This is a genomic window from Pseudomonadota bacterium, from assembly GCA_039028155.1.
GTDB lineage: Bacteria > Pseudomonadota > Alphaproteobacteria > SP197 > SP197 > JANQGO01.
Window position 1 is genome coordinate 13,172 of record JBCCIS010000011.1, and the last position, 23,781, is coordinate 36,952.

General features: G+C 63.1%; 26 protein-coding genes. 19 read left to right on the forward strand and 7 right to left on the reverse strand.

The features are described from left to right. The first annotated feature begins 47 nt into the window (after nt 1-47). Both AAF563_07990 and AAF563_07995 read left to right on the forward strand, forming a co-directional pair. The gene (locus tag AAF563_07990) at nt 48-773 is read left to right on the forward strand and encodes a gamma-glutamyl-gamma-aminobutyrate hydrolase family protein (GenBank protein ID MEM7121197.1); all 726 of its coding nucleotides are present in this window, start codon (nt 48-50) and stop codon (nt 771-773) included. A 51-nt stretch (nt 774-824) separates the two neighbouring features. Continuing rightward, nucleotides 825-1,439: an urea carboxylase-associated family protein gene (locus AAF563_07995; GenBank protein MEM7121198.1), complete on the forward strand. Its 615-nt coding sequence runs from the start codon at nt 825-827 to the stop codon at nt 1,437-1,439. On the opposite strand, the gene AAF563_08000 is transcribed toward AAF563_07995, so the two are convergent. Continuing rightward, complete coding sequence (locus AAF563_08000; protein ID MEM7121199.1) at nt 1,372-2,301, reverse strand: DMT family transporter; 930 nt, start codon at nt 2,299-2,301, stop codon at nt 1,372-1,374. The two genes, AAF563_07995 and AAF563_08000, sit on opposite strands and share 68 nt — an antisense overlap. A 105-nt stretch (nt 2,302-2,406) precedes the next feature. Between AAF563_08000 and AAF563_08005 the strand changes: the two genes are divergently transcribed. The 3 genes from AAF563_08005 (at nt 2,407) to AAF563_08015 (ending at nt 6,949) form a co-directional block, all read left to right on the forward strand. Further along, nucleotides 2,407-3,330: a homocysteine S-methyltransferase family protein gene (locus tag AAF563_08005; GenBank protein ID MEM7121200.1), complete on the forward strand. Its 924-nt coding sequence runs from the start codon at nt 2,407-2,409 to the stop codon at nt 3,328-3,330. Between the two features lie 66 nt (nt 3,331-3,396). Then, nucleotides 3,397-5,115 (forward strand): dihydroxy-acid dehydratase, encoded by a 1,719-nt coding sequence (gene ilvD / locus AAF563_08010; GenBank protein ID MEM7121201.1) that lies wholly within the window; start codon nt 3,397-3,399, stop codon nt 5,113-5,115. Between the two features lie 256 nt (nt 5,116-5,371). Continuing rightward, the gene (locus tag AAF563_08015; protein MEM7121202.1) at nt 5,372-6,949 is read left to right on the forward strand and encodes a trimethylamine methyltransferase family protein; all 1,578 of its coding nucleotides are present in this window, start codon (nt 5,372-5,374) and stop codon (nt 6,947-6,949) included. Nucleotides 6,950-6,952: 3 nt separating this feature from the next. Here the strand turns inward: AAF563_08015 and AAF563_08020 are convergent, their stop codons facing one another. From AAF563_08020 to erpA, 5 genes are all read right to left on the reverse strand, one after another. Then, nucleotides 6,953-7,369: a GFA family protein gene (locus AAF563_08020; GenBank protein MEM7121203.1), complete on the reverse strand. Its 417-nt coding sequence runs from the start codon at nt 7,367-7,369 to the stop codon at nt 6,953-6,955. Further along, nucleotides 7,369-7,761 carry a GFA family protein gene (locus AAF563_08025; GenBank protein MEM7121204.1) on the reverse strand — a complete coding sequence of 131 codons (393 nt, stop codon included), beginning with the start codon at nt 7,759-7,761 and terminating at the stop codon, nt 7,369-7,371. Before AAF563_08025 ends, AAF563_08020 begins: the two co-directional genes overlap by 1 nt. Nucleotides 7,762-7,927: 166 nt before the next feature. Further along, complete coding sequence (gene xth / locus AAF563_08030; protein MEM7121205.1) at nt 7,928-8,701, reverse strand: exodeoxyribonuclease III; 774 nt, start codon at nt 8,699-8,701, stop codon at nt 7,928-7,930. 37 nt (nt 8,702-8,738) lie between these two features. After that, the gene (locus AAF563_08035) at nt 8,739-9,506 is read right to left on the reverse strand and encodes an amidohydrolase family protein (protein ID MEM7121206.1); all 768 of its coding nucleotides are present in this window, start codon (nt 9,504-9,506) and stop codon (nt 8,739-8,741) included. Between the two features lie 24 nt (nt 9,507-9,530). Next, nucleotides 9,531-9,884 (reverse strand): iron-sulfur cluster insertion protein ErpA, encoded by a 354-nt coding sequence (erpA, locus tag AAF563_08040; protein ID MEM7121207.1) that lies wholly within the window; start codon nt 9,882-9,884, stop codon nt 9,531-9,533. A gap of 103 nt (nt 9,885-9,987) precedes the next feature. Between erpA and AAF563_08045 the strand changes: the two genes are divergently transcribed. The 7 genes from AAF563_08045 to scpB are packed head-to-tail and all read left to right on the forward strand — an operon-like array spanning nt 9,988 to nt 17,123. Beyond that, nucleotides 9,988-11,166 (forward strand): deoxyguanosinetriphosphate triphosphohydrolase, encoded by a 1,179-nt coding sequence (locus tag AAF563_08045; protein MEM7121208.1) that lies wholly within the window; start codon nt 9,988-9,990, stop codon nt 11,164-11,166. 4 nt (nt 11,167-11,170) lie between these two features. Next, nucleotides 11,171-12,937 carry an arginine--tRNA ligase gene (gene argS, locus AAF563_08050; protein ID MEM7121209.1) on the forward strand — a complete coding sequence of 589 codons (1,767 nt, stop codon included), beginning with the start codon at nt 11,171-11,173 and terminating at the stop codon, nt 12,935-12,937. Beyond that, nucleotides 12,938-13,963 (forward strand): SPOR domain-containing protein, encoded by a 1,026-nt coding sequence (locus AAF563_08055; GenBank protein ID MEM7121210.1) that lies wholly within the window; start codon nt 12,938-12,940, stop codon nt 13,961-13,963. A gap of 7 nt (nt 13,964-13,970) precedes the next feature. After that, on the forward strand, nt 13,971-14,981 hold the full coding sequence (gene nagZ, locus AAF563_08060; protein MEM7121211.1) for a beta-N-acetylhexosaminidase: 1,011 nt from the start codon (nt 13,971-13,973) through the stop codon (nt 14,979-14,981). Nucleotides 14,982-14,989: 8 nt separating this feature from the next. Then, complete coding sequence (locus AAF563_08065; GenBank protein MEM7121212.1) at nt 14,990-15,676, forward strand: site-2 protease family protein; 687 nt, start codon at nt 14,990-14,992, stop codon at nt 15,674-15,676. Next, nucleotides 15,673-16,500 carry a ScpA family protein gene (locus tag AAF563_08070; protein MEM7121213.1) on the forward strand — a complete coding sequence of 276 codons (828 nt, stop codon included), beginning with the start codon at nt 15,673-15,675 and terminating at the stop codon, nt 16,498-16,500. Before AAF563_08065 ends, AAF563_08070 begins: the two co-directional genes overlap by 4 nt. Next, nucleotides 16,497-17,123, forward strand: coding sequence for an SMC-Scp complex subunit ScpB (gene scpB, locus AAF563_08075; GenBank protein ID MEM7121214.1), 627 nt, complete (start codon nt 16,497-16,499; stop codon nt 17,121-17,123). Before AAF563_08070 ends, scpB begins: the two co-directional genes overlap by 4 nt. 3 nt (nt 17,124-17,126) lie before the next feature. On the opposite strand, the gene AAF563_08080 is transcribed toward scpB, so the two are convergent. Next, nucleotides 17,127-17,846 carry an HAD-IA family hydrolase gene (locus AAF563_08080; protein MEM7121215.1) on the reverse strand — a complete coding sequence of 240 codons (720 nt, stop codon included), beginning with the start codon at nt 17,844-17,846 and terminating at the stop codon, nt 17,127-17,129. 139 nt (nt 17,847-17,985) lie between these two features. Here AAF563_08080 and AAF563_08085 point away from each other — a divergent pair, with 139 nt between their 5' ends. The 7 genes from AAF563_08085 (at nt 17,986) to AAF563_08115 (ending at nt 23,768) form a co-directional block, all read left to right on the forward strand. Beyond that, nucleotides 17,986-19,050 carry an ABC transporter ATP-binding protein gene (locus AAF563_08085; protein ID MEM7121216.1) on the forward strand — a complete coding sequence of 355 codons (1,065 nt, stop codon included), beginning with the start codon at nt 17,986-17,988 and terminating at the stop codon, nt 19,048-19,050. Between the two features lie 165 nt (nt 19,051-19,215). Beyond that, complete coding sequence (locus AAF563_08090; protein MEM7121217.1) at nt 19,216-19,473, forward strand: twin-arginine translocase TatA/TatE family subunit; 258 nt, start codon at nt 19,216-19,218, stop codon at nt 19,471-19,473. Nucleotides 19,474-19,499: 26 nt separating this feature from the next. Further along, nucleotides 19,500-20,015: a Sec-independent protein translocase protein TatB gene (gene tatB, locus AAF563_08095; protein ID MEM7121218.1), complete on the forward strand. Its 516-nt coding sequence runs from the start codon at nt 19,500-19,502 to the stop codon at nt 20,013-20,015. Then, a complete protein-coding gene (tatC, locus tag AAF563_08100; GenBank protein MEM7121219.1) occupies nt 20,012-21,001 on the forward strand; it encodes a twin-arginine translocase subunit TatC in 990 nt (329 codons plus the stop codon). Before tatB ends, tatC begins: the two co-directional genes overlap by 4 nt. A gap of 84 nt (nt 21,002-21,085) precedes the next feature. Further along, complete coding sequence (gene serS / locus AAF563_08105; protein ID MEM7121220.1) at nt 21,086-22,363, forward strand: serine--tRNA ligase; 1,278 nt, start codon at nt 21,086-21,088, stop codon at nt 22,361-22,363. A gap of 5 nt (nt 22,364-22,368) precedes the next feature. Next, nucleotides 22,369-23,121 (forward strand): 5'/3'-nucleotidase SurE, encoded by a 753-nt coding sequence (gene surE, locus AAF563_08110; GenBank protein MEM7121221.1) that lies wholly within the window; start codon nt 22,369-22,371, stop codon nt 23,119-23,121. Beyond that, nucleotides 23,118-23,768, forward strand: a complete 651-nt coding sequence (locus tag AAF563_08115) for a protein-L-isoaspartate(D-aspartate) O-methyltransferase (protein ID MEM7121222.1) — start codon at nt 23,118-23,120, stop codon at nt 23,766-23,768. The genes surE and AAF563_08115 overlap by 4 nt, the downstream gene beginning before the upstream one ends. Nucleotides 23,769-23,781 lie beyond the last annotated feature (13 nt).

The window sequence follows — 23,781 nt, forward strand, 5'->3', positions numbered from 1 at the left end:
GCTAACCTCACGGAAAGATATTTGCTGCCCGTGAAACCGAGGAAATCATGTCGAGCCGACGCCGCGTCCTTTACCTGATCCACAACCCCGCCTGGACCGACTGCCGCATCGCGGACGTCTTGTGCGCGCGCGACTATGAGATCGAGTATCTCTGTCATCCCCATGGTGATCCGCTGCCGGCTTCGATCGACGGCTATGCCGCCATGATCGTCGGTGGCAGTGATGAGGGCCACGCGGGCGAACCCGGCGCGCATCCCTGGGTGGCGCGCGAGATCGATTTCATTCGCGATGCGGTAGAGGCTGGCATGCCTTACCTCGGCATCTGCATGGGCTCGCAGCTCTTGGCGGCCGCATTCGGCGGCAAGGTCATGGCGCGCCCCGACGGTTTGACCGAGCTTGGCTTTTACCAGATCGAAGCGACGCCGGATGGCGTCGACCTCTTCGCCGGGACAAGCCACTTCTACCAGGCGCACTACGAAGGTGTGTTCGCCCTGCCTGACGAGGCGACCTTGCTGGCGCGTGGCCATCAGTTCCCCGTCCAGGCGTTTCGCATCGGACGCCACGCCTACGGCCTGCAGTTTCATCCCGACTACAAGCTATCGTCGGTGACCCACGAGGCGCTGGCCGATGAGCCCTACCTCGCCAGAATGGGTGTGCAGAGCGCGCACGAACAAGTCCGGCTTGCGCCCGTCTATGAAGCGTCAATCCAACGTTGGTCCGAGCGCTTTGTAGAGGGCTGGGTCGGCCTCGCGACGACAAGCGCTGCCGCTTGACAGAGGCTTAATCTTCTTCCGACCCGCACGGGGCCATGCCACAGTTGGGGTATGGCTGAGCGCATCAACCTTCCTGCCGGCGCAGCACGAGCGATCGCGTTAGAGCTCGGGGAGCGTGTGCGGATCGTCAACGTGGAGGGTCACCAGGTCGTTGATACCTGGGCCTTCGCAGCCGACGACTTGGCTGAGCACCTCTCGATGGAACACAGCCGCTCGGCGACCTATCGCATCCTGTTCAAACCGGGTGATACGCTTGTCACCAATCAGTTCAGGCCGATCCTGACCATCACCGACGACACGTCGCCCGGTATCCACGATACGCTGCATGCTGCATGCAGCGCGCCCAGCAACGTGTTCTATGGCGCCCCCAACACTCATCCCAATTGCGAGGACAACCTGAAGGCCGCCATGGCGGTGCGCGGTGTCGCGCTGGATCATGTGCCGTGTCCGTGGAACCTCTTTGAACACGCACCGGTGGCGCCGGATGGCTCCCTGTCCGATGAACCGTCCGCGGCGGAGCCCGGCGACTATGTCGAGCTTCAAGCCGAGATGGATATCGTACTCATCTGCTCGGCCTGTCCGTCGACGGTCGGCGATATCAGCGCAGGCCCGCCCCGGGGTGCGGCGATCGACTGTCTTGGCCGCCCCGATTCCGAGCCCACATGATCTCAAGTGTCCCGGCGGCAAGGATCAGCGCGCCACCAACGATTTCCCGCCAGCCGAACGCTTCACCTGCCCACAACGCCGCGCTGACCATGCCGACAATGATCTCCGACAGGATCAGGATACCGAACATGCCCGGCCTGATCCGCGTCGCGCCCCACAACAAGATCGCGTTCGACGGGATCAGGAAGAGGAGCGCAAGGAGGATCAACCACGGCAACACGCCAAGCATGGTTCCGCCACTCGGGGTCGGTCCCAGATGCGCGCCGAGCAGCCAGGCGAGGACGCCGGCGATGATCGAGCCATAGAGAAAGTAGGCGAACAACTGCGGGAACATGCCGGCCGGCTTGACCGCGTTCAGGCGCGCCGCGCCGGCGGCGATCATCAAGCCACCGGTCAGTGCCAGCCAATCGCCGGCATTCTGCGGCCATGGGATGCCGGTGTCCTCGGCAAACACGACCCACAACCCGGCAAGTGCCAGGAGAAGCGCAACCCAGCGCGCGCGAGTTGGAAGGTGGCGGTGAACCGCGCATTCGATCAGCGTGCCCCAGACCGGCGTGATGTAGAACAGCAGCAGCGCCCGCACGACATCGGTCAACAGAAAGCTGTTGGCGTAACAGGCGATCGCGCCACCAGTCAGGACACCGATGACGATCATGTCGACGCCGGTCGATTTTCCTTGCCGCCAGCGAACCAATGCGACGGGCGCCATCAGCGCAAGGGGCACGAGGTATTGGCCAAGCGTCGCCCAACCGCCGGTCAGCCCCGCGCCCTCGAGCGCGCGCTGGGGTAGCCAGTAGATGCCCCAGGCCGCCGCGGCCACGGCGACGGCGAGGGCGGGGATCAGCTCGGTCGATCGTTGCATAGGGGCTATCGGTCATTGTTCTGCGCCGGGCCAGCCTGCCTATACTAGCTGGCGGCGATGCGCACGGTTATTGTCGGCGTCTAATGATGTGGTCAGGAGATGGACATGGCGAGCTTGGACGAACGGTTGTCGAACGGCAGAACGGTCATCATGGACGGCGGCGTCAGCACGGAGATGGAGCGCAAAGGGCTCGCCATGAACGACGAGGTGTGGAGCGGTATCGCCCACGTCGTCAACGCCGATATCGTGCGCGAGGTGCACGAAGACTACATCAAGGCGGGCGCGGAGATCATCACGGCAAACTCGTTCGCCGCCGCACCGCATGTGTTGGAAGGCGTCGGCAAGCGGGACGACGCCAACCAAATCAACCACGACGCCATCAAGCTCGCCCAGCAGGCGCGCGACAACGTGGCATCCGTTGACGTATGGATCGCCGGCTCCATGTCCAGCATGCCGAGCCTGGAGAACATCGCTGTCACGGCCACCGGTCCCGATGCGCGCGAAAGCTATCGCCAGCAAGCCACGGTTCTGGCCGAAGCAGGCTGCGATCTGATCCTCGCCGAAATGATGATCGATACCGAAAACACGACCCTGGTCTTGGAGGCTGCCAAAGAGACCGGCTTGCCCGTGTGGATCGGCTTCAGCGCTGCCACCGACGACAAAGGCGAGGTGACGGCCTATCACGCGGAGATCGACTTCGCCGACATGCCGCCCGGCGACTTCGGCGAGGTCGCGGATAACGCCTTGGCATTCGAAGGCCAGGCCGCCGGTATCATGCATAGCGAGATTGAGGACACGACGCCGGCGCTCGACATGCTGCGCGAACACTGGTCCGGACCGCTGATGGCCTATGCGGAGACTGGCAAGTTTACCAACCCCCACTGGGATTTCTCGCGGGCGGTATCGCCAGATGACTATGCCGAGATTGCCGCCGATTGGGTGGCCAACCACGGCGTCAGCATCGTCGGCGGCTGTTGCGGGACGGGTGCCGATCACATCCGGGCGCTCAGCGCGCGTCTTGCGGGCTGACAGGAGGCTTGCGCGGCCTTATTGTCCGCGCAACCTAGCCAAGATCAATGTGGGAGAAACACCCCCATGACCCGATGGGATAAATCGAACCTGCCCAGCCGCCACGTTTCGGTCGGCCCGACAAGCGCGCCGCATCGCGCCTTCTATTACGCCATGGGTATGACGGACGACGATGTCGCCCAGCCGTTTGTCGGTGTTGCCACGACGTGGAACGAGGCCGCGCCCTGCAATATCACGCTAATGCGCCAGGCCCAGGCCACCAAGAAAGGCGTCAAGTCGGCCGGTGGAACACCGCGCGAGTTCACGACGATCACCGTGACCGACGGTATCGCCATGGGGCACGCCGGCATGAAGGCGTCGCTCGTCAGCCGCGAGGTGATTGCTGATTCCGTCGAGTTGACGGTCCGCGGTCATTGTTATGACGGTCTCGTCGGTCTGGCTGGGTGCGACAAATCGCTGCCCGGTATGATGATGGCGATGGTGCGCTTGAACGTGCCATCCGTGTTCCTCTACGGCGGCTCGATCATGCCCGGCAAGTTCAAGGGTCGGGACGTGACGATTGTTGACGTGTTCGAAGGTGTGGGCAGTCACGCGGCGGGCAATATGTCGGACGAGGATCTCCACGAGCTCGAGCATGTTGCGTGTCCGTCCGGTGGTTCGTGCGGCGGCCAATTTACGGCCAACACCATGGCGACGGTTTCGGAAGCCATCGGCCTTGCGCTGCCGAACTCCGCCATGACGCCGGCGCCCTTTGACAGCCGCGACAGCTATGCCGAGCAAAGTGGCGAGCAGGTCATGAAGCTGATCGAGATGGGCCTCAAACCGCGCGATATCGTGACGCGGAAATCGCTTGAGAACGCCGCCATGGTGGTTGCGGCGTCCGGCGGCTCGACCAACGCGGGCTTGCACCTGCCGGCCATCGCCCACGAAGCCGGTATCGATCTCACTCTGGATGACGTCACCGATATCTTCCGCCAGACACCCTACATCGCCGACATGAAGCCGGGCGGCAAGTATGTCGCCAAGGATCTCTACGAGGTCGGCGGCGTCCCCATCTTGATCAAGGCGCTGCTTGATGGCGGCTATCTGCACGGCGACGCCATCACGGTGACCGGCAAGACACTGGCGGAAAACCACCGCGATATCGTCGTGCCCGATGGACAGGACGTCATCTATCCAACCTCCAACCCGCTGTCGGAGACCGGCGGGGTTGTTGGCTTGAAGGGCAACCTAGCGCCCGAAGGCGCCATCGTGAAGATCGCCGGCATGGAGCGTCTGGCGTTCACCGGTCCCGCACGGTGCTTTGACTCCGAAGAGGAATGTCACCAGGCGGTCCTTGACCGCAACTACAAGGAAGGCGAGGTGCTGGTGATCCGCTACGAAGGTCCCAAGGGTGGGCCGGGCATGCGCGAGATGTTGGCGACCACGGGCGCGATCTCCGGTCAGGGCATGGGCCAAAAGGTCGCGTTGCTGACCGACGGGCGCTTTTCCGGTGGCACGCGGGGTTTCTCCGTCGGTCATATAGGCCCGGAGGCTGCGGTCGGCGGCCCCATCGGCCTGCTGAAGGACGGCGACATGATCACGATCGACGCGGTGAAGGGCACATTGGACGTCGATGTGTCCGATGCCGAAATGGCCGATCGTCGCAAGGCCTGGACCGCGCGGCAGACCGACTTCAACGCCGGCACGATCTGGAAGTATGCCCAGACCGTCGGCCCCGCGCGCTACGGCGCGGTGACGCATCCTGGTGGCCAGGCGGAGACGCACGTCTATAGCGAGATCTAGAGCGGGTCATGGTGAGGTGGAACCGTCTGACGGTTCCACCTCACCATGTAAATCCGCTCCCCATCAATGAGCGGAGCAGATTCACCTGCCCTGGCAGAATCGCGAAGCGATTCCCTCAATGCAGGATCTGCTCTGGGCGTCATTTGTATGATTGCGTGAGACGAGCGGTCGCGCCATGATCCGCCGTGCGAATGCGATTCGCACGCCCTGTGGCGGGGGCAGGGGCCACGTTATCTAGCCATATGGAGCCGCCGGCATGACGTCCGCTCAAGAAGAAAACCCTCGCGGCCGCCGTCGCGGCGGCCGCCAGGCTCGTGTTGCTTTACGCGCCGCGCCGCTGGCCGAAGAAGTCAAACCGGTCAGGCCGGGTTTGGAAGGCGGCACGTTCAAGCCGTTGGAAGACGACGGCATCAAACGCATCAACGAGACCGCGCTGCAGGCGCTGGAAGAAATCGGCCTGGCCGATCCGATCCCGTCATGCATTGAGATCTGCACGGCGGCCGGCGCGGTGCTGGGTGACGACGGCCGGCTGAAGTTTCCGCGCGCGTTGGTCGAGGACACCATCGCCAACGCCAATCGCGAGCTCGTGCTTTTTGGTCAGGAGTCCAGGCACGATATGGAGGTCGGCGGCCGGCGCGTCTACTACGGCACGGCGGGCGCCGCGACCCAGGTTATCGACCCGCTTGAGCGCACCTATCGCAACGCGACGGTCGAGGACCTTTACGAGGCCGCGCGCATCGTCGATGTGATGGACAACATCCACTTCTTCCAGCGGCCGCTGACGCCGACCGACGTGCTGGACCTTCAGATCCTGGATATCAACACGCTCTACGGCCCGATTGCCGGCACCACCAAACATGTCGGCTGCAGCTTCACGCTGGGCGAGAACATGGAGATGGTGTTCGAGCTTTTGCACCATGTCGCCGGTGGCGAGAAGGCGTGGCGCGAACGACCCTTCGTCTCGAACTCCAACTGTCATGTCGTACCGCCTATGAAGTTCGCCGAGGACGCCTGCCGTGTGCTGGAGGCGTGCGTTAGAAATGGCATGCCCGTCTTGCTGCTGTCAGCCGGTCAGGCCGGTGCGACGTCGCCGGCGGCACTGGCCGGTGCCGTCACGCAGGCAGTCGCCGAAGTGCTTGGCGGCCTGTGCTACGTCAACGCGATCAAACCGGGTGCGCCGGCTATCTTCGGCACGTGGCCGTTCGTGTCGGATCTCAGAACCGGCGCCATGTCCGGCGGGTCGGCCGAACAGGCGCTGCTCAGCGCGGCGTGCGCGCAGATGGCACAGTTCTATGATCTTCCCGGCGGCGCGGCCGCGGGCATGTGCGACTCGAAACTGCCGGACGTACAGGCCGGCTACGAAAAGGGCATCACCAACGTGATGGCGGGCCTGTCCGGGCTCAATCTCGTCTATGAGTCCGCGGGCATGCACGCCTCACTGCTCGGCTTCTGCCTCGACAGTCTGGTCATCGACAACGACATCCTGGGCAAATGCATGCGCTGTGTGCGCGGTATCGAGGTCAGCGAAGAAAGTGTCTCGCTTGATGTGATGCGCTCGGTCTGTCTCAGTGGGCCTGGTCATTATCTCGGCCACAACCGCACGCTGGAGCTGATGGAGCGCGAGTACATCTACCCAGAGATCGGCGACCGCACGAGCCCGAAGGAGTGGGTCGAGCGCGGCCGTCCAGATATCGTCGAACGCGCGGTCAAGACCAAGCAAGACATCCTGGCCAATCACTTCCCACGCCACATCAGCGACGACATGGATGCGCAGCTTCGCGCCAAGTTCCCCATCGAGCTGACCCGCGAGCAGATGGGCTTTGCTACGGTTTAGGACTCAGTTCTGTTGGCTGGCGCCGAACCTCTCCAGTCGCGGCAACCCGTCATCGGGGTCGATCCACGGCAGGCGATCCAGGCAATAGGTATGGACCGTCGGCGGAAAGGCGTCGGGATCGTCCAGGGTCGCCGTGAAGACGTGGACCTCGCCAGGCCAGTTCTCGCCGGCGAATGTCAGCGACGACCCGCAGGCCTTGCAGAAGCCGCGTTTGACGCCAGGTGACGATTCAAAGATCGCCCGTTCGCCCTTCAGCATCTCGAACTGATCATCGAACACGCCGACAAAGGCCACGGCTGGTGCGCCGGATGCGCGCCGGCAACTGCGACAGTGGCACATCGACTGGAACTTCGGCGTGCCAGTGATGCGGTAGCGAATGGCGCCGCACAGGCAGCCGCCTTCGTGGTTTTCTTCGGCCATCACGTCTGCTCCCCCGGGGCCGGGAGATCGATCTTCAGCCAGGCGATCCGGTCTTCGTTGTAGGTCGCATTGTCCGGCACCCAAGGCGCCGGATCGTCGAGTGTCGCAGACAACAGGTGCACTTCGCCGGGGAAGTCGTCGGCTTCGTAGGTGAGGGCGGTGCCGCATCTTGAGCAGAAGCCGCGCCTCACACCGGGCGATGAGGCATAAAACGAAGGTTCGCCGGCCGTCCACGCGAAGCCACCGGGATGAAGGTCGACAAAACCGGCGACCGGCCCGCCGGTCGCGCGTCGGCAGCTCTTACAATGGCATAAGCCGACGCCCTTCGGCGTGCCGGAAATGCGATAGCGAATGGCGCCGCACAGGCACCCGCCTTCATGGTCAGCAACCATATTGTCTCCTTGGTCATGGCGCGGCGTGCGGCAGGAGATTGTGGTCAGCTTACTAACACAGGTTCGTTCATGCAATGTTCTTATGCGATTAGGCTGTTGATGACTTGGCTTTGAGCGCGGTCACGCATCCGGTAGCCACGGCTGGCAGATATGGCGACTAGGAAGCTTAGTGGTCGTCCAGCTCGCACCACACCGGCGTATGGTCGGACGCTTTTTCCTCGCCGCGCGGCCCGCGGTCGATATCCGAGGCCTTCAACCGGTCAGCGGCATGCGGCGACAGCATAAGGTGGTCGATCCTGAGGCCGTTATCCCGCTGCCAGGCGCCGCGTTGGTAATCCCAGAAACTGTAGCGGTTGGGTTCTGGGTTCAGCACGCGGAAGGCATCCGTGAAACCGAGATACATGAGCGTACGAAAGTGCCCACGGCTTTCCGGCCGGCATAACGCATCATCGGCCCACCCGGCGGGATCGTAGACGTCGGCGTCGGTCGGACACACGTTGTAGTCGCCGGCCAGCACGACCAGCTCCTCGAGAGCCAGCAAGTCACGCGCGTGGTGGATCAGCTTTTCCATCCAGGAGAGCTTGTAGGGGAACTTTTCCGTGTTGGTCGGGTTGCCGTTCGGCAGGTAGATGCTTGCGACCCTGATGCCGCCGGTGAAGGCTTCGATATAGCGGGCTTGCTCGTCTGCCTCGTTGCCGGGCAGGCCGCGCCGTTCGACCTCTATCGGGTGTTTGGAGAGAATGGCGACCCCGTTATAGGTCTTCTGGCCATGGGTCTCGACGTTGTAACCGAGATCCTCGATTTCCATGCGCGGGAACTTCTCGTCGACGCATTTGAGCTCCTGGAGCAGGACGACATCGGGCGAAAACGACGAAAGCCACGCCAACGCGTTGGGCAGGCGGGCCTTGATGGAGTTGACGTTCCAGGTGGCGATTTTCATGGCGCCACCTTAGAGCACGGGGTGGCGCTTCAAAAGCTCAAGCAGCGCGTTTCGGCCGGTAAAGCGCGACGGCATTGTCGTGGAGCACGCGCGCCAGTCCGTCTTCGCCAATGGCCGAAGCGATGAGGTCGATGTCTCTCGTTTCGAACGGTCGCGGCGCGCGCGTCGACGGCATATCGGTGCCGAACATCAGGGCATCGGGATTGGCGACATCGATCGCCTTGAGAGCGGCGCTGATATCAAAGTCGAGGCGGCCGAAGCCGGTTGCCTTCACCTTGGCGCCGTGGCCGGCGAGGTCGAGCAAAACGGATTGGCCCGCCTCAGACAGGCCGAGATGATCGATCACGACACGAGGCAGGCTCTTCAACATCGCTAGATGCGGTGCGAGACTCTCGGCATCGGCATAAAGCTCGACATGCCAGCCGGCGAGGTCATGAACGCGCCGCGCCATCCGCTCGAGATTGTCCAGCCCCTCCGAGCCGCCACGCCGAAGGTTGAACCGCACGGCCCTGATGCCGGCCTGATCGAGCGACACAATGGTCTCGTCCGGCGTGTCGGCCGGCAGCTGGGTTACCCCGACATAGGCAGGCCCCAACACCCTCAGGGCATCCGCCAGGTAATCCTGATCGAAGGCCTGAAACGATCCGCTCACCACCGCGCCACCACAGACACCTAGTGGTTCGGCGCGATCCCGGTAATCGGCGGCCGTGAACGCCGGCGGCAGATAGCCGTTGTTGGCGACCAGCGAGAATTTTGGGTCAATGATGTGAAAGTGGGCATCGAACAGATGCCGCTTGGCGCTCATCGTCCAGCCGGGCCGATATCGCGCTTAAATGGCGAAGGACGTACCGCAGCCGCAGGACGAAGTGGCGTTCGGATTGTTGAGCGCGAAATAGGAACCTTCGAGGTTCTGAATGAAGTCGAGCTCGGAACCGGCGATATACTGAATCGAGATATCGTCGACCACGACCTTGGCGGCGCCTTGAGCGTACTCGATATCGCCGTCTTCGGGGCCCTTATCGATCTCGAAGTGGTACTGAAAGCCCGAACAGCCGCCGCCGGTCACAACGATCCTCAGCCGGCCCGCCCCAGGGTCGCCGCATTCCGCCGCCATGATCTCGCCAATGCGTTTCGCGGCGCTTTCGGTCACCGCAATACCGGCCGTGGGGGTTTCTGCGTTCATGGGGCCATCCTTCGTCCGCTCGTCCAATGTATGATGGCAGCGGGTTTTGTCAATGCAACGCTTTCGCATTGCCGCTAGCCGAACGGCCTACTACGTTCACGCCATGACTGAAATAGAAGGCTTTGGACCTCATTTGGCGGTTTACGCCTGCCGGCCAGAGGAAAGCCGTGGTCGCCGGTTTCCTGAACCGGAAAGTCCCGCCAGGACGGTGTTTCAGCGCGACCGCGACCGTGTGGTCCATTGCCGGGCGTTCCGTCGGCTGATGCACAAGACCCAGGTCTTCGTGACCACCGAAGGCGATCATTATCGTACCCGCCTTACCCACAGCCTGGAAGTAGCGCAGATCGCGCGTTCGGTATGCCGTAGTCTGGGATTGAACGAAGATCTGGCCGAAGCCCTTGCGCTGGCCCATGACTTGGGGCACACCCCGTTCGGACATGCGGGCGAGGATGCGTTGGACGCCGAAATGCAACCCTTCGGCGGGTTCGACCACAACGTCCAGACGTTCCGTATTCTGACCGGGCTTGAAACGCGATATGCCGCGTTCGATGGGCTCAATCTGACCTGGGAAACCCTGGAAGGCGTCGTGAAGCACAACGGACCCATGATCGATGGACCGGCCGGAAACGGCGTGCCCCAGGCTATCCGTCGCTATTGCGAGGCGCACGATCTGGAGGTCGACACCTATGCCAGCGCCGAGGCGCAGGTGGCATCCTTGGCCGACGATATCGCCTATCACAGTCACGATATCGATGACGGTCTTCGCGCGGCGCTATTCGATCTCGACGATTTGGCCGACGTACCGCTGGCAGGCGATGCGGTAGCCGAGGTCCGCGCCACCTATGACGGCGTCGAAACCGCGCGTTTGGTACAGGAAACCGTCAGGCGCATCATCGGGCGTCTGGTCTCAGACCTGACTGAGGAAACCGGTTTGCGCCTGGCGGAATCAGGCGTCGGCTCGGTCGATGACATCCGCTGGTATGGCGCGCCCGTCGTCGCCTTCAGCCCGGCCATCGATGAGGCGAACCGCGCGTTGAAAGCCTGGCTCTTCGCCAACATGTACCATCATGAGCGTGTCATCCAGGGCCGCTATGACGCCGAGACCGTGGTCAAGGGACTCTTCACCCGCTTCATGGCCGATCCGGCGCGCATGCCCGCCGAGTGGTCCCGCCGCGCCGCTGATCGCGACGAGAACGGTCGGGCGCGCGTGGTCGCCGACTACATCGCGGGCATGACGGACCGCTTTGCCCGTGACGAACATGCCCGGGTTGCTGTAGGTTAAGAAGATGAATGTTTACAGTCATTTCCAGGAAAGAGTTCAGGAGCTGGTGAAAGCCATGCACGCGGCCGGCGCGTGGTCGGCCGAGGTCGATGTCAGCCGTATCATGGCCGAACCGCCGCGCGATCCCGCCCATGGCGATGTCGCGACGAACGCCGCCCTGGTGCTGGCCAAGCAGGTCGGCGAGAAACCGCGCGACCTTGCCCAGCGCATCGCCGACGGGCTTGAGGGCACCGATGTGGCGGCGACCGATGTCGCCGGCCCGGGCTTCGTCAACATTCGCCTGGCCGACACGTTCTGGCATGACCGGCTGCGCGAACTGCTGTCCCTGGGGCCGATGGCGCTGCTCGGCGATGTCGGGCAGGGGCGCACCGCGAACGTCGAGTATGTCTCGGCCAATCCGACCGGGCCGCTCCATGTCGGCCACGCCCGCGGCGCGATCTACGGCGACGTCCTGGCTTCGCTGTTCGACGCCGTCGGTTTCAATGTCACACGCGAGTACTACGTCAACGATGCGGGCGCCCAGGTCGACACGCTGACCTGGTCAGCTTATCTGCGTTACCTCGAGGCGCTCGGCGAGACCATGGACGAGAGCGCCTATGAAGGCCTCTATCCCGGCGATTACCTCGTGGCGGTCGGTAAGACTCTGGCGGAGGAGCATGGAACGTCCCTGAAGGGCGCCGTTGGAGAGGCTTCGCGCAACGGTGCGTTGCCCGACGCGCTCGTTCCCGTGCGCCAAGCCGTCATCGACGCCATGATGGATCTGATCCGCGAGGATTTGGCCCGGGTCGGCATCACCCAGGAAATCTTCACCTCCGAACGGGCAATGGTCGATTCCGGCGGTATCGAGCGGTGCTTGGAGGCGCTGGAGGCAAAGCAGCTTGTCTACACCGGCGTTCTAGAGCCGCCCAAGGGCATGAAGCCGGAAGACTGGGAACCCGTCCCGCAGACTCTCTTCAAGTCGACCGAGTTTGGTGACGATCTCGACCGGCCGCTGAAGAAGTCCGACGGGACATGGACCTATTTCGCGCCGGACATCGCCTATCACAACGACAAGGTCAGCCGCGGTTACGACGTGATGATCGATATCTTTGGTGTTGATCACGCCGGCTATGTGAAGCGCTTGAAGGCTTCCGTCGCCGCGTTGTCGGACGGTAAGGCCGATTTCGATATCCTGCTGACTCAACTCGTCAACTTGTTCGAAGACGGCGAGCCACTGCGCATGTCGAAACGGGCGGGCCGGTTCGTCACCGTGCGCGACGTCGTCGACGCCGTCGGCAAGGACGTCCTGCGCTTCATCATGCTGACGCGGCGCACCGACGTCCCGCTCGACTTCGACCTGATCAAAGTCAAGGAGCAGTCGAAGGATAATCCCGTCTTCTATGTGCAGTACGCGCACGCGCGCGTCTGCTCAGTCATGCGCTTGGCGCGCGAAGCCGGCTTCTCGACCGATGATATTGCGAACGTTGATCTGTCGCCGTTGACCCATCCGGATGAACTGGCGCTGATCAAGCAGATGTCGCTGTGGCCGCGCATTGTCGAAGGTGCCGCTGAAGCGCATGAGCCACACCGCATCGCGACATACCTTCATGAGCTGGCCTCGGCGTTCCACAGTCTCTGGAACCTTGGCCGCGATGACCCGTCGCTGCGCTTCATGATCGACGACAACAAAGAGGTGACCCACGCACGTCTCGCGCTGATTAGCGGCGTGCGTCAGGTGATCGCCGCCGGGTTGGGCATATTTGGCGTTGAACCGGTGGAGGAGATGCGCTGAATGCGCGAGGAACCGAAACTCTTCGGATCACAGGGCCGGCCCGAACCCCGTCTGACCAAGGACGTCAACCTGCTCGATGTCGAGCCGGAGGCAGAGGACGTCTATGAAGAAGAGCCCATCGATGAGGTCTACGAGGACGACGATGGCGAACGCCGGCGCATTCCGTTCAAGGTGCTGGCGGCCGTGGCAATCATCGCGGCAATCGGCGCAGGCGCTCTTGGCGCGGCGATGTTCCTGGGCGTGACGGAGACGGCGCGCGAGCCCGTCGATGTACCGCTCATGACCGCCGACCCGACGCCCTATAGGGAGCGTCCCGAAGACCCCGGCGGACTAGAGGTGCCCTATCAGGACATCGAGGTCCTGGAGGCGATGGACGAAGACGAAGCCGGTGGCGAGAACTTCGAGGTCCTTCTGCCCGATCCGGAAGAACCGATGGCGCCGTCCGAGGTCGCCGAGGCTGAGACGATCGAGCCGGAGATACCGGTGATCGACATCGAGGATACGACGGCCGGCGGCGACATCGTCATTGAGGATACGCAAGGCGAGCTGGTCGGCACCGATACGGAAGCGCAGACTGTCGACATCGCGAGCTCGTTGCCGGTTCCGCCCCTGCCACCGGCCGCACCCGCCAAGCCCGGCGTCGCCACGGGTTCCGTAACGACACAAGAGACCACCGAGCCGAGCTCGACGGACACGGGTGGCGAGCTCTCGTTCGATGATGTGGCAGCCAGTCTGGGCGGCGATGGCGCCCAGGCGTCCGCGCCGTCAGCTAGCGCTGTTGGCGGCACGAAGATACAGATCGCCTCCTTTGGTTCGGAGGCCAAGGCCATGGAGGCGTGGACCAGTCTGCAGGCGCGCTTCCGCGATATCCTTGGCGCCTATCAGCCGGTGATTGACGAGGCGGTGCTCAGCAACGGGACGTTCTATCGCTTGCAGGTTGGTCCGTTCGCGTCGGATACCGAGGCGCGCAGCGTGTGTGACAGCCTGAAGGTCCGTCAGGTCGAATGCATCATCGTGGCGCCTTGACGTCTTTATGCCGAAAGCGCTGATCACGGATCTCGAGGGGCTGACCCTCAGCGATGCCGAAGCGCGCTGGCTCGAGGACGACGATCCACTCGGCATCATCCTGTTTGCGCGCAACATCGACACGCCCGAGCAGGTCGCAAAGCTGACCGGCGACTTCCGCGCCGTCGTCGGGCGCGATGACGCGCCGGTCATGGTCGATCAAGAAGGTGGCCGCGTCGCGCGCCTGCGCCAGCCGCACTTTTGGGACGGTGTCGCCGCCGGCAGACTTGGCGCTCTGGCGGATGACGACGCGGCCGAAGCGGTGTTTTTGGCCAACCGCATCATGGCCGACGACATGGCCCGCTGCGGCATCGATGTCGACTGCGCACCTTGCCTTGATCTCAGGCTCGCCGGTGCCGACAACGTCATCGGCGACCGCGCTTTCGACGCCGACCCCGAACGCGTCACGGTGCTGGGTCGCGCCGCTGCTGAAGGGCTGGCTGCCGGTGGCGTGCAACCGATCATCAAACACATGCCGGGTTACGGCCGGGTGCAGGCCGACCCGCACGTCAAGCTACCGGTCATCGATGCTTCGCTGGAGGAACTCCAAGCCGCCGACCTCGTTCCGTTCAAGGCGCTGCGCGGTCAGGCCTGGGGCATGACGGCGCACGCGGTTTACAGCGCCATCGATCCGGCCCGGCCGGCGACCCTGTCGCCGATCGTCATAAGCGAGGTCATTCGCGGCGCGATCGGTTTCGACGGCGTACTTGTCACCGATGCCCTGGACATGGAAGCGCTCTCCGGCAGCCATGCTGAACGCGCCATGCAGTGCCTGGAGGCCGGCTGCGATATCGCCATGCATTGCAACGCGCCGCTAGACGTGCGCCGCGCGGTCAGCGACGCCGTGCCGGATCTGAGCGGCGAAGCGAAGCGCCGGCTCTCCATCGCCGGCTCATCGAGACCTGCGCCGGCTTCGGGTTTCGATCGCGCCCAAGCGATTGACCGGCTGGGTTCGCTGATGGGCGAGGCGATTCACTGATGGGCGACATCACGGGTATCCTCTACACGATCTCTGTCTGGCTTATCCCAGCCATCACGGCGATCACGCTGCACGAGGCCGCCCATGGCTGGGTCGCTTTGAAACTCGGCGACGACACGGCTCAGCGGATGGGGCGTGTCACGTTTAACCCGATCAGCCATATCGACCCGTTCGGTACGATCCTGCTGCCAGGTATGCTCCTGCTGGCCGGCGCGCCGTTTCTGTTCGGTTACGCCAAACCGGTGCCGGTCAACTTCGCCCGCCTGCGGCAGCCCAAGCGCGACATGATATGGGTCGCCATGGCTGGCCCCGGGATCAATATCGCCATGGCGTTCGCGGCAGCGTTGCTGTTTCACCTGGTGCCGCTCCTGCCGGCCGGCGGCGGCCAAGAGTGGGTGATAAGAAATCTGCAAAATGCCTTTCTTCTCAATATCATACTGGCCGTTTTTAACATGTTGCCGCTGCCGCCGCTCGATGGGAGCCGCGTGGTGGCCGGTCTGCTGCCGACCGCGCAGGCGCGCGAATACCTGAAACTCGAGCGTTACGGCCTCTTCATTCTGATCGCGCTCCTGGCACTACCGCCTTTGATCGGGGGGCAGTTGGGGATCGATCTGAATATTCTTCGATGGATTCTCTTGCCGCCGGTCGACTTTGTGAGCGATATCCTTATTCGTGCGGCGGGGTTAAGCGGTTGACGACAGTAGAGCAGGAAACCGAGCAGGCGGTGGTTCAGGAGGCTTTTGAAGACCCCTGGCCCGGCCAGCGGGAGGTGCCGGGGGCGTCAGGCGCCTTCATTGTCGATCTCGGCGGGTTCGAGGGCCCGCTCGACGTTCTGCTGTCGCTCGCCCGCCAGCAGAAGGTCGACCTTACCCAGATCTCGATCCTGCAACTGGCCGACCAATACCTCGCCTTCATCGCCAAGGCCCAAGGCATCCGGCTCGATCTGGCGGCCGACTATCTGGTGATGGCGGCGTGGCTCGCCTACCTCAAATCCCGGCTCTTGCTGCCGGAGGAAGAAGAGGAAGAGCCCAGCCCTGAGTTGATGGCCGAGGCGCTGCAGTTTCATCTGCGCCGCCTGGAAGCGATCCGTGACAGCGCGCGGCTTTTGCTGCAGCGCCCGCAACTGGGCAGCGAAGTCTTCCGCTGCGGCAACGCCGAAGGATTGCCGGTCGAGATCGAGTGGACGTGGGATGCCAATCTCTACGAGTTGCTGCGCGCCTATACGACCCACGAACAGAGAAAAGGCGGGCGCGACTATCGGCCTGCGCCGGTCACGCTTCACTCCATGGAGGATGCGCTGTTGCGGCTGACCAAGCTGGTCGGACACCTGCCGGATTGGCAGGACATGTTCGCCCTGCTGCCGGCCGAGATTAAAGACAGCCTCGTCTATCGTTCCGCCGTGTCGTCGACCTTTGCGGCCAGCCTGGAGCTCGCGCGCCAGGGTCGTATTCAGCTCAGGCAAAGCGGCACGTTCTCGACGATCGAGGTGCGCTCGCCGGAAGGCGAGGGGGCGTCATGAACGAACCGGATCTCAATCTTCGCATTGTCGAGGCGCTGTTGTTCGCCTCGCCGGAGCCGGTTTCGGAGGAGCAGATCGCCGAGCGATTGCCGTCGAAAGCCGACGTGCCGGCCTTGTTGGGCGAACTCTCATCTCACTACAGCGGCCGTGGCGTCGCGCCGACCAAGATCGGCGGCAAGTGGAGTTTCCGCACCGCCGAAGACATCGGTCCGCGCCTGAAGATCAAGATCAAGCGCACCCGACGATTGTCACGCGCCGCGCTCGAAACGCTCTCGATCATCGCGTTGCACCAACCGATCACCCGCGCCGAGATCGAGGAAATCCGCGGCGTCGGCCTTTCCAAGGGCACCATCGACCTGTTGCTGGAGATTGGCTGGATTCGCCCCGGTGGGCGCAAGCGCACACCCGGACGCCCCCTTCAGTGGCGTACCAGCGACGAGTTCCTGCAGCACTTCGGTCTGGAATCCCTCGACGACCTGCCGGGCCGCGAGGAGATGAAGGCGTCGGGGTTGCTTGATCCCCGACCGGACCTTCCGCCGGTGGGACGTCTCAAGGACCACGAGGACGCCTTGGCCGGCGACGACGATGACGACGACGACGAGAACGGCGGCGACGAAGACTAGTCCCTAGTCGCGCGCCGTCACCGCCGCGACGACCTCATCCAGTGTGTAGACCTTGAGGTCCGGCTCCAGTTCGTCGGTTGCCATCGTCATGCCGCGTTCGGGCCTATCGCCGACACGGTCAAGCCAGACACAGGCAAGGCCCAGTTTGTGACAGGGCGCGATGTCGTGGAACTGGCTTTGCGCGACGTGCAGCCAATTGCGCTGGTCGATACCTCGCGCTTCAAGTTCGCCAGCCATCTTGCGGAAGAGCGCGAGGTCGGGTTTGTAAGTCTCCACGTCATCAGCCGTGACGATGATGTCGATTTGACCGTCGAGGCGTTCGGCATGAACCCTCGCGAAACTCTGGTTGTCGACGTTCGACATGACACCGAGGGCCGCGCCTTGTTTCAAGGTGTGGAGGCCAGCCACCGTATCGTCAAAGGCTGGCCAGTCCGGCACGCTCGCCGCGAAGGCGGCGGCACTTTCGCGAGTGCGGTCGACACCGTGGTCGGCGGCCAAATCGAGAAAGGCATCGTGCAGGACGGTGCGGTATGACTTGAAGGGTTTTGCGGCCTGGTGGCGGCGCTGGGCGACGGCAAACTCCGTCGTCAGCTTGTCGGCGCTGGCGGCCACGTCTTGATCGGCGGCCCAATGTTCCAGGATCTCGCCGATCCCTCGGTTCCAATCGATCAGCGTGCCGAAACAGTCGAAGGTGATAGCTTCTATTTGTTGCGGCAGCGGCATGGCGTGTCCTGGTAGCAATGGTGGTTTTGGCGGGCGCCAACCGTAGACGGCATGGCCGGAACCGTCATCCTCCGCCGTTGTTGCAATTGAGAATAGTTCACATCACATTGCCTTAACCAACAACCGCATCCAGGCGCCGATGACCGGTCTTGCTTTTCGCCATGTCAGCCATCGTTATGGTGACGTTGCGGCCCTGACGGAGTTGACCTTTGACATCGACGACGGCGAGGTTTGTTGCCTGATCGGTCCGTCAGGCTGCGGTAAGACAACAGCGCTGCGCATCGCGGCTGGCCTGGAGACCTTGCAGGAAGGCGAGGTTCAGATCGGCGATCGTATCGTGGCGGGCCCCGGCATCCATGTACCGCCGGAAAAACGCTGCGTTGGGCTGGTCTTCCAGGATTTCGCGTTGTTTCCACATATGACCGTCGCCGACAACGTCGCATTTGGCCTGCGCGGGCGCGACAGCGCGACCCGCCAGCGTCTGGTCGGAGAGTATCTGGACCTCGTCGGTTTAGACGGGTACGCCGACAAGTACCCGCATATGTTGTCGGGCGGAGAACAGCAGCGGGTCGCGCTGGCGCGAGCGCTGGCGCCGCAACCTGGTGTGATCTTGCTGGACGAACCGTTCTCGGGGTTGGACGTGCGCCTACGCGAGGAAGTGCGCGAAGAAACCCTTGCCATTCTGCGGCGCGCGGGCGCGACGGCGCTTGTCGTGACGCACGACGCCGAAGAAGCCATGTACATGGGCGATCGCATCGCCCTCTTGCACGATGGCCACCTGGTCCAGCTAGGCCCGCCACATGATGTCTATCGCCAGCCGAATTCGGCGTTCGTCGCCAAGTTCTTAGGCGACGTCAACTGGCTACATGGCATCGTCACCGACGGCATCGCCAGCTCTGCCGTTGGCCCTGTGGCAGCCGCGGGCATGAGCAATGGCGAGCGAGTTGATGTGTTGATACGCCCGGAGGGGTTGCATCTTTGCCGCGAGGCCGGTGCGGGAGGATGCGAGGCCAGGGTGGTTTCCAACCATCTGTTGGGTCACAGCAGCCTGGTCATCCTGAAACTCGACGAGGGTCAGGAGGTGCGTGCCCGGATCGCTGGCGACAAGCCGCCCGCGCCCGGGGATGACGTGAGGATTCGCATCAATGACGATGCGGTTTTTGTCTTCCCCTGTGCCGTCCAGGAGACCCAGAACGCGGGCTGATGGCGACCACAAATCCGCCTGATTGGGGGCTAGAATGCGATCAACCGGGCAAGCGATAGCGCAGATTTGCTCTGGCAGCCCCGGATCAAGATCTATATATCGGATCAAACGCCGTTCGGGCTCTGGCCCGTGGGCGCCTGAATCGGGAGTGAAAAAGAGGCACTAATGGGTACCTTTAGCATCTGGCACTGGCTCATCGTGCTGGTCATCGTCCTGCTTCTGTTCGGCCGTGACCGAATTCCGAAACTTGCCGGCGACCTCGCCAAGGGCATCAAGGAATTCAAGACCGGCATGAAGGACGAAGACAAGGACAAGGCGGACGCCGCCAAGACCGTCAGCGAAGAGCCGCCGACCATCGAAGGCTCGGCCACCACGAACAACGCCGCTTCGGACGATACGGCCAAAGATAAGAACGTCGCCTAAGACGCTTTTTTTGAGGCGCACCTGCCATGTTGGACATCGGATGGTTCGAAATGGCGGTGGTCGGCATTTTGCTGCTGGTCGTCGTCGGACCGAAGGACCTGCCCAAGGTTCTTCGAACCGTGGGCTATTGGACGGGCAAGGCCCGTTCGATGGCGCGCGAGTTCCAACGCAGCCTCGACCAGTATGTCAAGGAAGCCGAACTGGAAGACGTCAAGAAGGGGGTCGACAAGCTGAATGTGCGTAAGACCATTCAGAACACCATCGACCCCAAGGGCGCGATCAAGAAAGAACTGAGCGAGACCGACAAGGCGCTGCGCCAATCGCCCAACAAGGCGAATGGCGCTGCGGCTTCGGCGGCTGACGACGTTGATCCGACGACGCCGGAGCCGAAGTCTGAGACCCCAAGTGACCCGGCGCCTGAGCCGGAGACGACCGTTAAAACACCAAGCGTCACGGGAACGGCGAGCGAGGCGAAGCCCGCGAACGGCGCCGACCAAGGCGGCGAGGAGCCGCGAAAGGCTCAGGCGGGCGGCGCGCGGTGATCCGCGATATCGACAACACCAAGCAACCGCTTCTGGAGCATCTGGTCGAGCTCCGGCAACGGCTGGTCAGAAGCGCGATCGTTATCGTGATCGCGTTCCTGCCGTGTTTCTATTTCGCCCAGGACATCTACAACTTCCTCGCCATGCCGCTCTACGATGTCGTCGTTAAGAGTTCGTGCCAAGAGCCTGGCGTCGTCGAGTGGGTCGACAGTCTGCTGGTCGAGCATTTCAACTTCGGCATCCTGGACGAAGCCGAAAGGAATGCGACGCCCCAGGACCTCGCCAACTGCGAGGAGATCCAGGAACAGTCATTCCGCATCATCTTCACCGGCCCGGCCGAGGCGTTTCTGACCTTGGTCAAGGTCGGGTTCTTCGCCTCGCTCTGTATATCGTTGCCGATGATCGTGTTGCAGCTTTGGGGATTTGTGGCGCCCGGTCTTTATCTCAAAGAGAAGAAGGTCGTTCTGCCGTTCATGTTCTTCTTCCCGCTGCTGTTCCTGATGGGCGCGGCGATGGTGTACTACGCCTTCTTCCCGGTCGCGTTGGAGTTCCTGCTGAGTTTCCAGCAGGACGCCGGTCCCGATCAGTTGCAGATCGACGCCGAGTTCCGAATAAGCGAGTACTTCAATCTGCTGCTGAAGCTGATTTTCGCTTTCGGCGTCAGTTTCCAGTTGCCGTTGATCATCTATTTCCTGGCCCGCGTCGGCGCGACATCCAGCAAGGGCCTACGCGAGAAGCGCAAGTACGCCATTGTTGGCGTGTTCGTTCTGGCCGCCGTCATCACGCCGCCGGATCCGTTCAGCCAGCTTGGTTTGGCGCTCCCCTTGATCCTGCTCTACGAGATCTCGATCTGGGTCGCGGGCATCGTCGAACGCCGGCGTGGTGAAGCGATGGGTGAGGGCGACGACCCCGATGGCGGCGACGATGATGCGGCCGACGTCGATGACGATTTCATCGAGGAAACCGACTTCAATCCGACACGCTGACGGCTCTGATAAGGCCGCACAGTTTGTGGACCCCGACGTGTAGGAGCCCTATATAGGGCGCCGTTTCAAACACGGATCGGAAAGATGCACGACATTGCCTGGATCCGGGATAACCCGGAGGCCTTTGACAAAGGCTGCGCGGCGCGGGGCCTTGACCCTCACGCCGCGCGGATTCTCGACCTTGACCGCCAGGTGCGCGCGGCCAAGACGTCGCTGCAGGAAATCCAGCAACGGCGCAACGAGTTGTCGAAGCAGATTGGCCAGGCAAAGTCGTCCGGCGCCGATGCCAGCGAAGCGATCGCCGAGGTCGGTACGCTGAAGGACGCCATGAAGGCGGCGGAAGACGATGAGCGTACGGCGGCTGACGCGCTCGACACTCTGCTTGCCGGCATTCCCAATATTCCAGACGCCGACACGCCGATCGGCGCCGACGAGAGCGACAACGTCGAGATCCGCCGCTGGGGCGACCCACGCAACTTTGCGTTTGAACCCAAGCAGCATGACGAGATCGGTGAGGCGCTCGGCCAGATGGACTTCGAGACGGCGGCCGAACTCTCCGGTTCCCGCTTCGTCGTCCTGACGGACCAGTTGGCGCGTCTTGAAAAGGCGCTCGCGCTCTTCATGCTCGATGTGCACACGCAGGAGTTCGGCTATCGCGAAGCCTCCACGCCGCTGTTGGTGCGTCCCGAGGTCGCTTATGGCACCGGCAACCTGCCGAAGTTCGAGGACGACCTGTTCAAGACGACCGACGGGCGCTACCTGATCCCGACATCGGAAATGACGCTGACCAACTTGGTGCGCGAAAAGATCGTCGACGAGGGGGCCTTGCCGTTCCGCTATACCGCCCTCACGCCGTGTTTCCGCTCGGAAGCGGGCGCGGCCGGCAAGGACACGCGCGGCATGATCCGCCAGCATCAGTTCTGGAAGGTCGAATTGGTCAGCATTACCGCGCCCGACCAGTCCGAAGCCGAACACGAGCGTATGACAAGCTGCGCGGAAGTCATCCTGCAGCGGCTGGGGCTGCCCTATCGCGTTGTTGTGCTGGCGACCGGCGATATCGGGTTTTCGGCGCGCAAGACCTATGACCTGGAAGTCTGGCTGCCGGGTCAGCAGGCCTATCGCGAGATTTCGAGCTGCTCTAACTGCGGAGATTTCCAGGCCCGACGCATGATGGCGCGGTTCCGCCCGGAAGGTGAGAAACGAACCCGTTTCGTCCACACCCTCAATGGGTCGGGCGTCGCTGTCGGCCGCGCCTTGATCGCGATCCTGGAGAACTACCAGGAGGAAGATGGCTCCGTAACGGTGCCGGAGGTCCTGCAGCCTTACATGGCTGGCCGCGACCGGATCGAGAAGGTCGCCTAGCCCGCATGCGTATCCTGATCAGCAACGACGACGGCATCAACGCGCCGGGCTTGGCGTGCTTGGAAACCATTGCGGGCGAGTTGAGTGATGACGTCTGGGTGGTCGCGCCGGAGACCGAGCAAAGCGGCAAGGGCCACGCGGTATCGCTGCGCACGCCCGTGCGCCTGCGCCAGTTGAGTGAGCGGCGCTTCGCCGTCGACGGTACGCCCGGCGACTGCGTGATGATGGGTCTCAGGCACGTGCTCGACCAGCCGGCGGATCTGGTGCTGTCTGGCGTCAACCGGGGATCCAACGTCGCCGACGACGTGACCTATTCGGGGACCGTCGCGGCGGCCATGGAAGCAACCCTCCTGGGCGTGCCCGCCATGGCCTTCAGCCAGGACTACCGCAATCGGTTGGTGCACTGGGATACCGCGCGCTCTCACGGCCCCGACGTCATTCGCCGGCTGCTCGATACCGGCTGGCCGGAAGGTGTCTTGATCAACGTGAATTTTCCCGCTGTCGAGCCGGGCGCTGTCGCGGGTGTCTCGATCTGCCGTCAGGGCCAGCACGACTTCTCCAAGCAACGCCCGGTCAAACGTTCCGATCCCTTCGGTTATGATTACTTTTGGATGGCGGGCTGGGGACTGGATTTGGAAGCGACGAAGGCGGGCACGGACCTGCGCGCGCTGGCCGAAGGGCGGGTCGCGGTGACCCCGATCAGCCTCGACATGACCGACAACCAAACCATGGAGAGCCTGACGGCACGCTTTGCATGATCGCGGAGACGCGCAAGATCCGGCTTCTGATGGAGCTGCGCAGCCAAGGCATCACCGACGCCCGTGTCCTGAGCGCCATCGAACGCACGCCCCGCGATCTGTTCGTCGCCGACGGCATGCAGGATCAGGCCTACGAGAACACCGCCCTGCCCATCGGCCTGGGACAGACGATCAGCCAGCCGATTGTCGTCGCCATGATGACCCAGCGCCTGGACGTCGGCGATCGCATGCGGGTTCTGGAGGTCGGCACCGGATCGGGCTATCAGGCCGCGATCCTGTCGCACCTGTGCCGCCGGGTTTACACGATCGAGCGCCACCGCGATCTGCTGCGTCTGGCGGAGGAGAAGTTCAAGCAGCTCGGCCTCGACAACATCACGACCCGCTGGGGCGATGGCGCGAAGGGCTGGCCCGAACAGGCGCCCTTCGACCGGATCATTGTCACCGCGGCGGCCACCGCCTTGCCGCAGGACCTGGTCGATCAGCTCAAGGACGATGGCCTTATGATTGTACCAATTGGGCAGGATACATGGGATCAGCGTCTTCTGGCGGTTCGACGCACAGGCGACACCATCGCCACGGAAGCCTTTATGGATGTACGTTTCGTGCCGTTGGTTGAAGGGCGTGGGGATGAACGACCGCGCGAGTGACGGGAGCTCAGGG